Genomic DNA, 15,712 nt, shown 5'->3' with positions numbered 1-15,712 from the left:
TCCGAAATCCGGGGAGCAAATATCATGAAGACATCCATCATCGCGCTCGTCGCAGCGCTGTCAGCCGCGACACCAGCGGCCGTTTCCGCCGAGGAACGCGAAAGCCGCGACGACTCCGAGATCGTCGTCACCGCGCAATATGCGCAGGACGAAAGCTCCAGCGCGAGCAAGACCGGCCAGCCGATCCTGCTGACGCCGCAATCGGTGCAGGTCGTCACCCGTCAGGTCCTGCTCGATCAGAATGCGATCACATTGACCGATGCGGTGCGGAACGTCGCGGGCGTGTCGTCGGATTTCGGGTTCGGCGGTGCGACCTCACCACTGTTAGTGCTGCGCGGCTTCTCCACCGTTTCGATGACAACGCAAAGCTCGCTCTACAGCAGCGGGACCTATTATCTCGATGGCGCCAAGGTGCGCGGCCTGCCGCTCGACATGGCTAACGTCGAGGCGGTCGAGGTCGTCAAGGGCCCGGATTCGGTACTGTTCGGGCGGGCGGAGCCAGGCGGTCTTGTCAATATTCGCTCGCGCCCGCTGGTGGCGACGCCGACCCGCGCGTTCGAGCAGACGGTGGGTGAATATGGTCTGTCGCGCACCTCGGCCCGGGTGGGCGGCGCGCTGGACAACGACCAGCACTGGCTCGCGGCAATTTCCGGCAGCTATCTCAACGCCGGTTCAAACCGCGAATATGTCGTCGAGAAGCTCGGCACGGTGAACGGTTCGCTTGCCTGGGCACCGACAGACGGCACCCGCGTTGCGCTGACCGTCAGCTATGTCAACCATCGCTATCGCAACGATTACGGCATCCCGTCTGATGGCGACCGTCCGGCGAACGTCTCGCTCAAGACCGCATATAACGATGCTCCAGTCCTCTCGAAGGACGAGACCCAGCTCTACCGTCTCGATATCACCCAAGCGCTCGGTAGCGATTGGCAGGTAAAGCTGCGTGGCATCCATATGCGCTCGGATACGCGCGAAGTGGACGTGGCTCCCTTTCGCATCGACCTGACCACCGGCGAGGACGTGTTCGCGTCTTCGCGCCAGTTGGCCCGCTACTATTTCAACGTGCGCCCCGACGGACGGTTTCGCGTCGATCAGGCAAGCGCCGATCTTGTCGGCGAGATCCGCACCGGTACGCTCGTCCACAAGCTGGCCGTGGGCGCGGAATATTTTCGCGAGAGCAAGGTCGGGCTCTCCTATTTCCAACAAGTTTCGACTGTGAGCGCCGACAATCCGGTGCTCGGCGGCACGCCGCCGCTCGATCCAAGCACGGCGGCTCCCGTGGACATCGTGGACCGCGACCGTTGGTACTCGATCTCTGGTGAGGACAATATCGATCTGGGCGGCGGCGTGCATGCCGTCCTTGCGGTGCGGCAGGACTGGACCAGCACGATCTACTCGTCGCCAGGGCTCGCGCCTAACCGGCTCAGCTTCACCTCACCGCGGGTCGGCGCAGTGTGGGAGGTGGCACGCGGGCATGTGCTCTATGGCCAATTCCAGCGAGGGCTTGCCGCCAACAATGGCGTCAATCCCGACGGCACGAAGCTCGATCCCGAAGTCGGACGGCAATATGAGATCGGCTACAAGTTCCAGTCCGACGACAAGCGTTTTACCGCGACGCTCGCGGCCTTCGATCTGGTCAAGACAAACCGGGGCGACTTCACCTTCTTCCCGGTAATCCAGACGATCGGAAAGGCGCGCTCGCGCGGCGTGGAGCTTGATTTTAGCGGCGACATCACACCGGAGCTATCGTTGATCGGATCCTATGCCTACACAAAGACGAAGGTCGACGGCGGGCCGCTTCGGCTCGCCAATGTCCCGAAAAACGCCGCCAGCCTGTGGGCACGTTATCAGATAACCGCCAAAGGCACGATCGGCGGCGGTGCCTATTATCAGTCGGCCCGCTTCGGCGACGTGGGTAACGGTATCACCCTCCCGGCTTATGTCCGCTTCGATGCGGATGCATCCTACGGCTTTCGCCTGGCTGGAGCGAACATGACCGCGCAGATCAACCTGAAGAACGTCTTCGACAAACGTTATTTCATATCCCAGCATCAGTTCTCACCCGACTGGATTCAGCCCGGCGCACCGCGCACTCTGACCGGCACATTGAGGGTCGAACTATGAAGCTCCCGGCCCGATTGACCGGCCTTGGCATGATCGCTGCGCTCTTTTCGGCGACGGCGACTGCCCAGACAGCCGAAGGCGTCGCACCGATCATTCCACTCTATTCCAAAGGCACCGTCACCTCGCTCGGCGTCCCGGAAATACGGCTCAAGCAGCCGACGGGCGACACACTGATCTTCAATGTCAGCGAGCCCGCGCTGGAGCTGTTCCGCCCGGCACCCGGGCGCGCAAACGGCACGGCCATGATCGTAGCCCCGGGAGGCGGGTTCGTCGGACTCGGTTATGAGGCCGGCGGAACAGCGGTCGCTCGCCGGTTGGCGCAGGAGGGGATCACTGCCTTCGTCCTCAAATATCGCACGATCCGAAGCGCGCCTGATCCGATGCAGCTGCCCGAGGTCCATCTGAAGGAGATGGACATGCTGATGACGCGGGCGAAAAGCGGCGTCCCGATCGAAATGCCGCCCTTTGCGGGGGAGCAGCATGCCGTGGAGGATGGCGCGCGGGCGATGAGGATCGTGCGGCACCGCGCCCCCGAATGGGGCATCGACCCTCGGCGGGTCGGCGTCATCGGCTTTTCCGCAGGGGCGTATCTCGCTGCCGATCTGGCAATCGGCGACAAGGCGTCGCGGCCGGACTTCGTTGCACTGCTTTATGGTGGGCTGCGGACCCCGGTTCCCGCCGACGCGTCTCCAGCTTTCATTGCAGCCGCAGCGGATGACGAATATCAACCCAATGATGCCGCGCTGCTCTATGGCGCATGGCGCCAGGCAGGTGCGCCGGCCGAACTCCACATCTACGAGCGCGGCGGACATGGTTTCGATCTCCAGCCGAAGGGGACGACGAGCGACCGCTGGTTTGAAGAACTGATCTGGTGGATGCAGTCTCGAGGCCTCGTGGGTTCGGCAGGCATGCGTCCGGAGTAGCAGCTATGATCAATTCGATGCGCTCCCCACCTCTCGACGGGACCACGAATTCCCGCGCCAGCGCCGCCTATAAAATGATCTGGTGCTGGCATTTCTATGCGGGACTCTTCGTATTGCCGTTCATCTTGATCCTGTCGGTCACCGGCTCGATCTATCTGTTCAAGCCGCAGATCGAGCGATGGGAGGAGCGCGGCTATCTCAGCCTTGGCACGCGGGGCACGGTGTCGGCGGATCAACAACTCGCGGCCGTACTCACCGCCAGCCCCGGCGCGAGGTTCGAATATTATCGCCTTCCGCGTAAAGTGGGTGATGCTGCGATGGTACAGCTCGGCCTTCCGGATGGAAGTAAGCGTCAGGTCTTCGTTTCGCCGCAGGGCAAGGTGCTGGGGAGTTGGAATCCGGAGACGCGGATTGCCGATACGGTCGCGCGCATCCACGGCACGCTGCTTCTCGGCAAATGGGGCGACTGGCTGGTGGAACTGGCAGCGAGCTGGACGATCGTGATGATCCTGACCGGCCTATATCTCTGGTGGCCCCGTCCGTTGCGATTTGCCGGCACGCTTTGGCCGCGCCTTTCGCTACGCGGTCGCCCGCTGCTCAAGGATTTGCATCGGGCCGCCGGCTTCTGGATCGCGGGTCTTGTGCTGGTCATGCTCGCCAGCGGCCTGCCCTGGGCCGGCGCATGGGGCAGCGCATTCAAATGGGCGCGTGCCGAACTTGGTCTGGTCAACGGGCCGCAAGACTGGAAGATCGGCGTGGATGGCGGCCATGCCGGCCACCATGGTGCCGTGCCTATGGTGACGCCTGCTTCAGACCCTGGCCCGAGCTTGCCGCTGGCCACCTTCGTTGCGAAGGCCGACGCCGAGCACATGCCCTTTCCGGTACTGGTGCTGCCACCCCATGCACCTCAGCGCTTCGGTCCACCGACCGGCGACGTCTGGACAGCCAAATCCGAGACACAAAACCGCACCTTGGGCAGGCAGGTGACCTATGACCCGGCAACGGGGGTTGAGATCGGCCGGCGGGGTTTCTCCGACCAGCACATCATCGACCGGATCGTGAACACCGGGGTCGCCTGGCACGAAGGGCAACTTTTCGGCCTCGCCAATCAGCTCATCGGGCTGGCGACGGCGATAGCGTTGATCGCGGTTAGCATCTTGGGCGTACTCATGTGGCTAAAGCGCCGGCCCGCGGGCACGTTTGGCGCACCGGACGTCAGCATTCGGGTTTCCGGGAAGTGGTTCTTCGCCGGCCTGGTCGTCCTAGGGCTGATGATGCCACTCTTTGGATTATCAGTGATCATCGTTTGTCTAGCTGACTGGAGCTACCGTTTCGGATGTAGCTCGATCGGCATCAGATAATGGCAATCTTGATAACTGTACCGCTTGCTTCCGTCTTATTTTGTATCAATCCGAGCTCGGAATAAATCGCCTTGCACTACGGGATTCATATGCGCGGCGATCATCCTTGGACTCGAAACCATATGCGGACAGGGTTAGCTGGAGTGGCTGAGGTGAATCATGATCTCTCGGCAGTCCTCGTCGAACCCAACGGCCGCACCGCATTCCGGAACGACCCGCGCTCCTATAGCGCGCCGTCGGGCTATCGCAGACTATCCGCGCTGGTTGAAGGATATCGGCATACGCTGCGGCGGGCTGGTGCTCCTGTTGGTCTCCGCGCTCGCCTTCAGCTGGCTATACCGCCTGATTCATGCCGTTCCGCGCAGCGAAGGGACGCTCGGTCAATATGGTATCGCTGCCATCGCATTCCTGAGTGCCAGTGTCGGACTGGGTCTGGTGGCACTCGGGTACAGCATTCACGATCCCGTCGAGATTTCAGATCGCTGGCGCTCCCGCCTGTAAACATACGCGAAACATATGCGTTAGCCATACCTCCATCTCGAAAACAAACGCCCTTCTCGCCCAAGTGATTTGGTTCGCGTCTCTGTCGGCGCGCAGTGGTGAGGCGCGGCAATGACGAGCAGTTCGGAATCAGGGCACGAGCATGGCGGGCACGCGCCCAAGGAGGGCTTCGCCGCGCTTGCTGTCGGCGCGATCGGCGTTGTCTTCGGCGATATCGGGACTTCGCCACTCTATGCACTCAAGGAAACCTTCGTCGGCCACCACCCTCTCGCCGTCGACGAGGCGCATATCCTTGGCGTCCTGAGCCTCATCTTCTGGACGATGATGCTTATCGTCACGATCAAATATGTGCTTGTGGTGCTGCGAGCGGACAATCGCGGCGAAGGCTGGAGCCTTGCTCTACTCGCCCTGATCGCCAGCAAGACCGAAGGAAGCCGCTGGGCGCCGGCGTTGGTGATGATGGGCGTGATCGCCTCGGCACTGTTCTACGGTGACGCGATCATCACGCCGGCCATTTCGGTGCTGTCGGCGGTCGAAGGGCTGTCGGTGGTCAATTCCGGCTTCACCCAATGGGTGTTGCCGATTGCCGTCGGTATCCTGATCGGCCTGTTCGTTGTCCAATCCAAGGGCACCGCCAAGGTCGGCATCGTCTTCGGACCGATCATGTTGCTCTACTTCGCGACCATCGCGGTGCTCGGCCTGGTCGAGGTTGCCGAGAACCCCGCCATCGTCGCTGCACTCAATCCCTGGTGGGCGTTCAACTTCTTCCTTCTCGACCCTACACTGGCGTTTCTCGCGCTCGGCTCGGTCGTTCTGTCGGTAACGGGTGCCGAGGCGCTGTATGCGGACATGGGCCATTTCGGGCGCAAGCCGATCTCGACCTCCTGGCTCTATCTCGTCTTCCCATGTCTGATGCTAAACTATCTTGGGCAGGGATCGCTGTTGCTCGACAAACCCGATGCCGCGCAAAATCCGTTCTTCATGCTGGTAGACGAAGCGTGGCGGCTGCCGCTGGTGATACTTGCGACACTTGCGACGATCATCGCTAGCCAGGCGGTGATATCCGGCGCCTATTCGGTCACCCGGCAGGCAGTCCAGCTCGGCTTCCTGCCTCGGGTCCGTATCGCTCACACCAGCGCCAAGGCCGCAGGGCAAATCTACATCCCATCGGTCAACTGGCTTCTGCTGATCCTCGTCCTGATCCTGGTTCTCATCTTCCGCAATTCGAGCAATCTTGCCGCCGCCTATGGCATCGCGGTGACAGGCACGATGCTCATCACCGCCTGTATGGTCGGCGTACTGACCTTTACCGTGTGGCAATGGAACCGTTGGCTAGCCGGCGGAGTCACGGCGCTCTTCCTGTTCGTGGATGGCGCCTATTTCGCGTCGAACGTCACAAAGATCCCCGATGGTGGCTGGTTCCCGCTCGCGGTCGCAGCGGTGATATTCACCTTCCTCACGACTTGGGCGACAGGACGGCGGCTCGTGCGTGCGCGTTTGCAGGAAGGAGCGATGCCGGTCGACATCTTCATCAAATCCACGACCCATCTTCAGCGCGTCACCGGCACTGCGGTCTATATGTCGGCGTCGCCCGAAGGTGTGCCGCCCTCTCTCCTGCACAATGTCAAGCACAACCGCGTCCTCCATGAGCGCAATGTGCTGTTGACGATCGGTATCGCGGACATACCCGTCGTCGAGGAAACCGACCGCGCGGAGGTTCGCTCGCTTGGGCCCGACTTCTATAGGATCACCCTGCGCTACGGCTTCATGCAGGAAATCGACGTTCCGGCCGATCTCGCGGCTGTCGACGTCTGCGGCACGCCATTCAAGACGGGGGACGTCAGCTATTTCCTCAGCCGTCAGACGCTGATCGCGACCGAGCATCCGGGGATGGCGCTGTGGCGGGAGAAGCTCTTCTCGTGGATGATGCGCAACTCGGAAACGGCGATGGAATTCTTCAAGCTCCCGAGCAATCGCGTGGTCGAGTTGGGGAGCCAGGTCGAAATCTAGGCCTCAGCGCAGAACTTCGGCGAGATAGGCGACAATGCCGATGATCGCGCAGATGCCGGCAATCAGATTGAGCGGCTTCGTGGCGCCCAGAAAATCGATGATCCTGTCGTAAAGACTGGTGCGCGACGCGCCTCGTCGCGCGGCTGGCTCGTCCATCTCCAGGATCAGCGCATCGTCTTCATCGTTCGTTTGCATGATCGGATCATGCGCGCCTTCAGCGTTGCATTGCCAGATTGCGAACCGGCCTTTCGCATAATGTCCGCATATGATCGCACCATTGCTTATGCGGACAATATGGAAACCGATCTGCCTCGATCTCGAAACCCTATTCCGCGATCCTTAAAAATGAGGCTGGCGGCGCGATCCTGCCGCAATACTCTCTGGAGCAACAATGCCCACCCAATATGATGTCGGTTCCGCCCCGTGCCTTGTCGTCGGGCGGGATCGAGCGGGCCATTGGCTCGTCCGCGAAATCCACGGCCTGCTCGGCGGAATTTTCGTGTCGCGCGAAGCGGCATTGCATTTCGCGCGACAAGAGGGATCGGCGCTGCCTGGCGCAACGATCCGGCTCAGCCGTGGGCGCGTTGCGTCCTTCGAAACTGGCGTGCTGGTGAAAGCGGCATGAGGCGCCGCGTCAAACCGACCTCCGATCTGACTGTGCCGCCTGTTGACCCGGCTCCGCGCCCCCGGATACCAGGCCGACTTTCGATGCAGGCTTTCTGGCGTGCGATCGATCCCGATCACGAACCTGCCGACCCGCAACCTCAGCCGTCGGCACCCAGCAAGCGATAGCCCACGCCCAATTCATTCACGATGATGCGAGGCCGGCTCAGGTCGGCCTCGATCTTCTGGCGCAGGTTGCGGATCACAACGCGCAGATATTCGACATGCCGCTCATATTCATTGGGCCACACGCTCTTGAGGATTTGGTCATGGGTGATCACCCGACCGGGGAAACGGGCAAGCTCGGCCAGGACACCGAATTCCTTGGGTGTCAGGTGCAGTTCCTCACCATCGCGCCGGATCATGCGATTGAGCAGGTCGATCTCCAGGCTGCCAATCACCACCCTGAGCTGGGCACCATCGGCGCTCTTGCGGTTCCGGAAAGCGGCGCGCATCCGCGCAAGAAGTTCCTCTGTATCAAACGGCTTGGTCACATAGTCGTCCGCGCCCAGATCGAGCGCGGTCACCTTCTGATCGGTGGCTTCGCGCGCGGACACGACCAGCAAGGTCGCCTTCGACCGCTGGCGGATGATCGGCACCAGTTCAAGGCCATCGCGATCGGGGAGACCCAGATCAAGCAGAACGATATCGGGATGCGCGCTGCCGAGCCGCTCGAGCCCCTCGCGGGCGCTCCCTGCTTCCACCACCTCATAGTCGGTGCGTTCCAAGGTCGTGCGCAGCAGACGCCGGATATGCGGCTCATCGTCGACGATGAGGACTTTCGCGCGGTTCAAGTAACATTCTCCTGATCGATCTCGCGGACAAGCGCTTGTTCCGGAAAGATGATATCAAACCGGGCGCCGGACAATTCGGTGCGGTTGGACGCCCTGACCTGCAGGCCCATTGCCTCGGCAAACGCCTTGACGATGGCAAGGCCGAGCCCGCTGCCCCCCTTCGAACGATCCGACCCCTCAAAACGCTGGAAGGTCTGGAACACATCAGCTTCCCGTCCGACAGGAAGGCCAGGCCCCTGATCCATCACGGACAACACGAGTTCGCCCGGCGTACGCTCGGCCACGACATGGATCGGGCTGTCTGGATCGGCATAGCGCCCGGCATTGTCGAACAGGTTTATCAACACATGATGGAAAAGCTGTGGATCGACACGGACCAGCGGCAGGCCCGGTGCCACAGCCAGGTCTATCTCGTGACCGACGAGCGCGGCGCGGGTATCGTGAACGGCGCTGGCAATCGCGTCGGTCAGGTCGATCGATTCGAGATTGAGGCGCATCACGCCGGCCTCGACCCGGGCCATGTCGAGCAGATTGGCGACAAATCTGTTGAGCCGCTGTGCCTCTGCCTCGACGGTATCGACCAGGGGGGATGGATGCTCGCTGCGCAGCATGTTTGCCGCCGCGAGGATAGCGGTCAGCGGCGTCTTGAGATCGTGACTTACCGAGGACAGAAGCGCGGCGCGCAGCCGGTCGGTTTCCTTCAGCTGGGCGACATCGCGCATCTCGTCCTCGAACTGCATCCGCTCGATCACCAGCGCCGACTGATCGGTCAGGCTGAGAAGCAACGACGCCTTGTCGGCCGGGACCGGCATGGCGCCATCGTCACGCGTCAATCCAACCACGCCGACCACGCCGCGCGAGGTTTTCAGCGGATAAAAAAGCCAGTCCGAGCCGGTCAACGTGTCGGAGCCGCGCCCGGTCGCAGTCCCTTTGTCCATCGCCCATTGCGCTGCGGCATGCTCCATCGTGTCGAGCTTATCCTCGGGCGGCCAGGCGGCTCGCAGGGCGGGGCCATCGGGCGAGGCGGTCAGAACGCAAACCCGCGCATCAAACAACCTCGCAAGCTCGGCGCAGATTGCCTGCATAAGCTCTTCGTCATTGCCGATCGTCGTCAGTTGTCGGGAGAAGCCCGCGAGAGCGGCATTGAGCCGTGCGCTGGAGGTTGCGAGGTCGGCCTGGGACCTTATCCGCGCTGCAAACTGGCTCGTCACCAGCGCAACGCCAAGAAAAACGACGATGGTGACGACATTCTCCGGATTGCTGATCGTCAGCGTGCCCGTGGGCGGCAGGAAGAAGAAATTATAGGCGAGCGAGGACGCCAAACCGGCGAACACGCCGGCGCGCAGGCCATAGAGGCTGGCGGCCGCCATCACGGGTAGAAGATAAAGCAGCGCGATGTTCGTGATATTGAGCGTCGTTCCCAACCCCAATCCCGCCGCGGTGACGAGCGCGACGACCAGGAGCGAGGCGATATAATCGCTCGGCTTGCCCCAATGTCCTGCCGGTCGTCGACGATGGCGCACCGTCGCATCGTGCTGGTCGCCTGGCAGGACATGCACCGCCACGTCGGTCAACCCGCGGACGAGCTGATCTACCACCGACCCATGGCGCATCTCGAACCACCAGGGCCGCGCCGACTTGCCAATCACGATCTGGGTAGCGCGAGCCTCGCGCGCATAGGAGATCAGGCCATCGACGACCCGCGCCGCCGGGATGGTCGCCGTGGCGGCGCCAAGCTGTGCCGCCAGACCCATCGCCTGATTGAGTCGCTTGCGCTCCTCATCGCCCAGTTGTGCTGTGCGCGGACTTTCGATGTGCAAGGCGGTCCATGGCGCGCCCAATGCATCGGCAAGTCGCTTGGCAGCCCGCACCAGTTCCTGCGCGCTCGGCTGCTCGCTCACGGCGACGATCACCCGCTCGCCCGCCGCGAAGCTGCCCGCGAGCGCATGGGCGCGAACATAATCGAGCATCTGCGCATCGACGGCCTGCGCGGCGCGGCGGAGCGCGAGCTCGCGCAGGGCCGACAGGTTCGACTTGGAGAAGAAGTGGTTCAGCGCACGGCTGGCTTCGTCGGGGATGTAGACCTTCCCCTCCTTCAGGCGCTCGATCAGTTCATCGGGGGGAATATCGACCACCTCGATGTCCGCGCTCTCCAGGATGCGGTCCGGAACTGTCTCGCGCACGCGTACCTTGGTGAAGGAGGCAACGACGTCGTTGAGGCTTTCGATATGCTGGATGTTGATCGTCGAATACACGTCGATCCCCGCCGCCAGCAGTTCTTCGACATCCTGATAGCGTTTCGGATGCCGGGAGCCCGGCGCATTGGTGTGCGCTAGTTCGTCAACGAGCACGAGTGCCGGATGCCGGGCGAGGATGCCGTCGATGTCCATTTCGGCCAGGGTGCGGCCCTGATAGGCGATGTCGATCCGAGGCAGGATCTCGTGCCCGCGGGTCAGCGCCTCGGTTTCGGCGCGGCCATGGGTCTCGACGACCCCGACGACGACATCGACGCCCGCCTTCCGCTTCTGCATCCCTTCGCTAAGCATCTCATAGGTCTTGCCGACGCCGGGGGCTGCGCCGAGGAACACCTTCAGACGGCCGCGGCCCTCCTGCGCAGCAGCGCGCAGAAGGGCCTCGGGACTCGGTCGATTGTCGCGATCGTTCACGGTGCCGAAGCTGGCGCAATTTTGTCGAGCTGTCGATTGAGTGCAAAAAGGCTAACCCGCGGCTCGCCGAGGAAGCCAAGCAATGGTCGTTCGACCGACTGCTCGACGAGCGAGCGGACCCGTGCTTCTGGCAAGCCACGAACCTTCGCTATGCGAGGTGCCTGCGCCAGGGCCGCCGCCGGCGAAAGATCGGGATCGAGGCCCGAACCGGATGCGGTGACGAGATCTGCGGGCAGGTCGCCTGCCACGCCGGCGGCGCGCGCCTTTTCGATGTCGCCCTTCACGCGATCGACGAGCGCCTGGCTGGTCGGACCAAGATTGGAGCCTGACGACGACAGGCCGTCATAACCCTTGCCCGCGGCTGACGGGCGGGACTGAAAGTAGCGGTCGCTCGTGAAAGCCTGACCGACGACGTTGGAGCCGACCACCTTACCATTCTCCACGACCAGGCTGCCATTGGCCTGTGACGGGAAGATCGCTTGGCCAATGCCGAGAACCGCCATCGGATAGGCAGCGCAGAGCAGGATCGCGAAAAGGATCGTCATGACGATCGCCGGCCGCAGCGAGGACGTGAAATCATTGCCCATGACAGATACTCCTATGCGAGACCGAGGCCGTTCACGGCCAGATCGATCAGCTTGATGCCGATGAAGGGCGCTAACAGGCCACCGAAGCCATAAATGGCGAGGTTGCGGGCCAGCAGCGGCCCCGCACCGATGGGACGGTAGGTTACGCCCTTGAGCGCCAGCGGCACCAGCAACGGGATGATCAGCGCGTTGAAGATGATCGCCGACAGGATCGCCGATTGCGGCGTCCCCAGCCCCATCACATTGAGCACCCCGAGATCGGGATAGAGCACGATGAACATCGCCGGGATGATCGCGAAATATTTCGCGACGTCATTGGCGACCGAGAAGGTCGTGAGCGCACCGCGCGTCATCAGCAGTTGCTTGCCGAGGCCGACCACCTCGATCAGTTTGGTCGGGTCGCTGTCGAGGTCGACCATGTTACCGGCTTCGCGCGCGGCCTGGGTGCCGGTGTTCATCGCCACGCCGACATCGGCCTGAGCCAGCGCTGGAGCGTCGTTCGTCCCATCGCCGCACATCGCGACGAGCTTGCCGCCCGCCTGCTCCTTGCGGATCAGCTCCAGCTTGTCCTCGGGCGTCGCCTGGGCAAGGAAGTCGTCGACCCCCGCCTCGGCCGCGATCGCCGCGGCGGTGAGCGGGTTGTCGCCGGTGATCATCACCGTGCGAATGCCCATCTGCCGCAGTTCGCCGAACCGCTCGCGGATCCCCGCCTTGACGATATCCTTGAGGAAGATCGCGCCGAGCAGGCGGCCATCCTTCGCAACCGCCAGCGGGGTTCCCCCGGCCCGCGCGATCTCGTCGGTCGCCCTGCGAAGCTCCTGGGCCTCGCGACCTTCACCCGATCCCGGATTGGCCCGGAAAACCGAATCCACCGCGCCCTTCTGGATCGTCGATCCGCTGGTCTTGATCCCCGAAATCCGGGTCTGCGCCGTAAAGGGGACAACCTCAGCGTCCGCCGGCAGCGACGCAGTCTTCACGCCGAACTTCTCGCGCGCGAGGACGACGATCGATCGGCCTTCCGGCGTCTCATCGGCGAGGCTCGCCAGCAACGCGGCCTCGGCAAGTTCCGTAACGCTGACACCACCGACCGGCTTGAACTCGGTCGCCTGCCGATCGCCGACAGTGATTGTGCCGGTCTTGTCGAGCAGCAGCGTGTCGATGTCGCCCGCCGCCTCGACCGCTCGGCCGGACTTGGCCAGCACATTGAATCGAACGAGACGGTCCATGCCGGCTATACCGATAGCCGACAGAAGCGCCGCGATCGTCGTTGGAATCAGGGTGATCAGCAACGCCGCGAGAATCGCCACGGGGATGCTGCCGCCCGCATAGGTCGCAAAGCTCGGGATCGTGCCGACCGCGATCAGGAAGATGATCGTCAGACCCACGAGCAGGATGGTCAGCGCGATCTCGTTCGGCGTCTTCTGCCGCTCGGCGCCTTCCACCAGAGCGATCATGCGATCGAGAAAGCCCTGGCCCGGCTCGGCGGTCACCCGAACCTTAATCTCATCGGAGATCACCCGCGTGCCGGCCGTGACGGCCGAGCGGTCGCCGCCGGCTTCGCGGATCACCGGCGCGCTTTCGCCGGTGATCGCCGCCTCGTTGACGGAGGCGACGCCGGCGATGACCTCGCCGTCCGCGGGGATCAGTTCGCCGGTGGTGACGACCACCACGTCGCCGGCATGAAGCTGGCTTGCGGCGACCTGGCTGCCGTCTTCCCTCTTGGCGGTCAGTTCCGCCTTGGTGGCACGCAGTGAAGCGGCCTGCGCCTTGCCGCGCCCCTCGGCGAGCGCTTCGGCGAAGGTGCCGAACAGGACCGTCAGCCACAGCCAGATGACCAGCTGGAGCTTGAAGCCCATGGTCAGTCCGTCACTGCCGACCACCACCAGCACGGTCAGCAGCAAGGCGACGGCCGCCGTGGTGAACATCACCGGATTACGGATCAGTTCTTTCGGGTTGAGCTTGCGGAAGGCGTCGCCCGCCGCCGGCCCGAGCAGCTCGGGCGTGAACATCGATTTCGATGCGGATTTGGTTGCGGTTTTGCTCATGGCAAGTCCGATCAGAAGAGTTGACCGCGGATCATCGCGAGATGATCGGCGATGGGGCCGAGCGCGAGGCTGGGCAGGAAGGTGAGACCACCGACGATCAGCACGATCCCGACGAGCAGGCCGATCCAGAGCGGACCGGTTGTCGGGAAGGAGCCGGCGGTTTCCGGCGTGTATTTCTTCGCTGCGAGCGAGCCGGCGATCGCCAGCATCGGCACGATGATGAAGAAGCGCCCGATCCACATCGCGATGCCGAGCATCGCATTGTAATAGGGCGTGTTCGCCGTCAGGCCGGCAAAGGCAGAGCCGTTATTCCCCACTGCGCTGGTGAAGGCATAGAGGATCTCCGAGAAACCATGCGGTCCCTTGTTGAGCGGCCCCGCCAGCCCCTGCTCCAGCACCGAACTGATCGCGGTAAAGCCGAGGATGATCAGCGGCAGCACGGCGATCGCCAGCACCGCGAGCTTTACCTCGCGACCTTCGATCTTCTTGCCGACATATTCGGGCGTCCGGCCCACCATCAGCCCGGCAACGAACACCGCCAATATGGCGAACAGCAGGAAGCCGTAGATGCCCGCGCCGACGCCACCGATGACGACCTCGCCGAGCTGGATGTTGAAGAGGGGGATCAGGCCACCAAGCGCCGTGAAGCTGTCATGCATCGCATTGACCGCGCCGCAAGATGCCGCCGTGGTGATGACTGAGAAAAGCGACGAGGCGGCGATGCCGAAGCGGACCTCCTTGCCCTCCATATTGCCGCCGGAGACGCCGAGGCCGTGGAGCACCGGGTTGCCGGCCGCTTCCTGCCAATATGTGACGGTGACGCCGGCGAGGAACAGGATCACCATTGCCGAGAGGATCGCCCATCCCTGGCGGGTGTTGCCGACGGCCTTGCCGAAGGTCCAGGTCAGGCCGAAGCAGATCAGAAAGATCGACAGCATCTGCAGCAGATTGGTGAAGGCGTTCGGATTTTCGAACGGGTGAGCCGAATTCGCGTTGAAGAAGCCGCCACCATTGGTGCCGAGCATCTTGATCGCTTCCTGACTCGCGACCGGCCCGAGCGCGAGCGTCTGCTTGACGCCTTCGAGCGTTGTGAGGTCGACCGACCCGGCCAGGGTCTGCGGCACGCCGTTCGCGATGAGCACGATCGCATAGGCGAAGCAGATCGGGAGTAGCACATAGAGCGTCACGCGCGTCACGTCGGCCCAGAAATTACCGATCGTGCTGGCTTGCCGCCGCGCGAAACCGCGGAACAGAGCGAAAGCGAGCGAGATACCCGTCGCAGCCGACAGGAAGTTGTGGATGGTTAGGCCGACCATCTGGCTGAAGTTCGACAAGGTCGATTCACCGCCATAGCTCTGCCAGTTGGTGTTTGTGGTGAAGCTTGTCGCGGTGTTAAAGGCTAGATGGCCGCTCGCGCCCGGATATCCGAGCGGATTGAGCGGCAGGAGGCCCTGCAGGCGAAGGATCGCATAGGTGAAAGCGAGCAGAACAGCGTTGAAGATGAGCATGTGGACGGCGTAGCGCCGCCAGCTCTGTTCGACCGACGGATCGATGCCGGCGAGCTTGTAGAAGCCCGCTTCGATGGGACCGAGCACGGTGTGCAGCGGCGTACGTCGGCCTTCGTAGAGCGCGAACAGCCACAGGCCGACGGGCTTGGTGAGCGCCAGCAATATGCCGATGAAGACGAGGATGAGGATCCAGCCCTGGATGGTCATGGGGCTCTCCGATCAGAAACGTTCGGGCCGGACGAGCACGGCCACGAGATAAAGAAGAAGCCCGCCCGCGGTGATCGCGGCGAGCCAGAGATCGATAGTCATGCGGCGCTCCTCACGCTTTTTCGCAGAGCCGGACGTAAGCCAGCGTCGCGATGAGCAATGTGAATATAAGAGCGATCCACGGCAGATCTTCCATCGCCGCCTCCTGAAAGATTGACACCAGGATTGAGGCATTAGGCGCTTGCCGCATTGATTTTCGAGATGCGGGCAGCATCGAAGACATAAGTTTTGCATAAGTTTTTGAGGTAAAACGTGATCCGTCG

General features: G+C 62.8%; 14 protein-coding genes. 6 read left to right on the top strand and 8 right to left on the bottom strand.

Annotated features, from left to right (window positions below; genetic code table 11):
* Positions 1 to 24 precede the first annotated feature (24 nt).
* The 5 genes from ASE00_RS01970 to ASE00_RS01950 all read left to right on the top strand — a co-directional run bounded on the left by ASE00_RS01970 (position 25) and on the right by ASE00_RS01950 (position 6,919).
* Entirely contained in the window at positions 25 to 2,124 is a 2,100-nt protein-coding gene (locus ASE00_RS01970; protein WP_056377360.1) for a TonB-dependent siderophore receptor, read from the top strand.
* Positions 2,121 to 3,047 carry an alpha/beta hydrolase gene (locus ASE00_RS01965; RefSeq protein WP_082594425.1) on the top strand — a complete coding sequence of 309 codons (927 nt, stop codon included), beginning with the start codon at positions 2,121 to 2,123 and terminating at the stop codon, positions 3,045 to 3,047. Before ASE00_RS01970 ends, ASE00_RS01965 begins: the two co-directional genes overlap by 4 nt.
* Before the next feature lie 5 nt (positions 3,048 to 3,052).
* A complete protein-coding gene (locus ASE00_RS01960; protein ID WP_235538505.1) occupies positions 3,053 to 4,408 on the top strand; it encodes a PepSY-associated TM helix domain-containing protein in 1,356 nt (451 codons plus the stop codon).
* Between the two features lie 264 nt (positions 4,409 to 4,672).
* The gene (locus tag ASE00_RS01955; RefSeq protein WP_056377358.1) at positions 4,673 to 4,909 is read left to right on the top strand and encodes a hypothetical protein; all 237 of its coding nucleotides are present in this window, start codon (positions 4,673 to 4,675) and stop codon (positions 4,907 to 4,909) included.
* Between the two features lie 111 nt (positions 4,910 to 5,020).
* Positions 5,021 to 6,919 (top strand): potassium transporter Kup, encoded by a 1,899-nt coding sequence (locus tag ASE00_RS01950; protein ID WP_056377357.1) that lies wholly within the window; start codon positions 5,021 to 5,023, stop codon positions 6,917 to 6,919.
* Between the two features lie 3 nt (positions 6,920 to 6,922).
* Here the strand turns inward: ASE00_RS01950 and ASE00_RS01945 are convergent, their stop codons facing one another.
* On the bottom strand, positions 6,923 to 7,114 hold the full coding sequence (locus tag ASE00_RS01945; protein ID WP_056377355.1) for a hypothetical protein: 192 nt from the start codon (positions 7,112 to 7,114) through the stop codon (positions 6,923 to 6,925).
* A gap of 196 nt (positions 7,115 to 7,310) precedes the next feature.
* Between ASE00_RS01945 and ASE00_RS01940 the strand changes: the two genes are divergently transcribed.
* Positions 7,311 to 7,544 carry a hypothetical protein gene (locus ASE00_RS01940; protein WP_056377353.1) on the top strand — a complete coding sequence of 78 codons (234 nt, stop codon included), beginning with the start codon at positions 7,311 to 7,313 and terminating at the stop codon, positions 7,542 to 7,544.
* A 139-nt stretch (positions 7,545 to 7,683) separates the two neighbouring features.
* On the opposite strand, the gene ASE00_RS01935 is transcribed toward ASE00_RS01940, so the two are convergent.
* From ASE00_RS01935 to ASE00_RS23700, 7 genes are read right to left on the bottom strand one after another with little or no spacing between them, the layout of a single operon-like run.
* Positions 7,684 to 8,376 carry a response regulator gene (locus tag ASE00_RS01935; RefSeq protein WP_056377351.1) on the bottom strand — a complete coding sequence of 231 codons (693 nt, stop codon included), beginning with the start codon at positions 8,374 to 8,376 and terminating at the stop codon, positions 7,684 to 7,686.
* Complete coding sequence (locus ASE00_RS01930) at positions 8,373 to 11,042, bottom strand: sensor histidine kinase (RefSeq protein ID WP_056377349.1); 2,670 nt, start codon at positions 11,040 to 11,042, stop codon at positions 8,373 to 8,375. The genes ASE00_RS01935 and ASE00_RS01930 overlap by 4 nt, the downstream gene beginning before the upstream one ends.
* The gene (gene kdpC / locus ASE00_RS01925; protein WP_056377348.1) at positions 11,039 to 11,629 is read right to left on the bottom strand and encodes a potassium-transporting ATPase subunit KdpC; all 591 of its coding nucleotides are present in this window, start codon (positions 11,627 to 11,629) and stop codon (positions 11,039 to 11,041) included. The genes ASE00_RS01930 and kdpC overlap by 4 nt, the downstream gene beginning before the upstream one ends.
* A gap of 11 nt (positions 11,630 to 11,640) precedes the next feature.
* A complete protein-coding gene (gene kdpB, locus ASE00_RS01920) occupies positions 11,641 to 13,674 on the bottom strand; it encodes a potassium-transporting ATPase subunit KdpB (protein WP_056377346.1) in 2,034 nt (677 codons plus the stop codon).
* A gap of 11 nt (positions 13,675 to 13,685) precedes the next feature.
* Positions 13,686 to 15,389, bottom strand: coding sequence for a potassium-transporting ATPase subunit KdpA (kdpA, locus tag ASE00_RS01915; RefSeq protein ID WP_056377344.1), 1,704 nt, complete (start codon positions 15,387 to 15,389; stop codon positions 13,686 to 13,688).
* 12 nt (positions 15,390 to 15,401) lie between these two features.
* Entirely contained in the window at positions 15,402 to 15,491 is a 90-nt protein-coding gene (locus ASE00_RS01910; protein ID WP_056377342.1) for a potassium-transporting ATPase subunit F, read from the bottom strand.
* 10 nt (positions 15,492 to 15,501) lie between these two features.
* Positions 15,502 to 15,672, bottom strand: coding sequence for a hypothetical protein (locus ASE00_RS23700; RefSeq protein WP_162256395.1), 171 nt, complete (start codon positions 15,670 to 15,672; stop codon positions 15,502 to 15,504).
* Between the last annotated feature and the right edge of the window lie 40 nt (positions 15,673 to 15,712).

This window comes from Sphingomonas sp. Root710 (assembly GCF_001429065.1).
Classification (GTDB): Bacteria; Pseudomonadota; Alphaproteobacteria; order Sphingomonadales; family Sphingomonadaceae; genus Rhizorhabdus.
The sequence above is the reverse complement of the archived record's forward strand: the minus strand, read 5'-3'. Positions and strand labels throughout refer to the sequence as shown.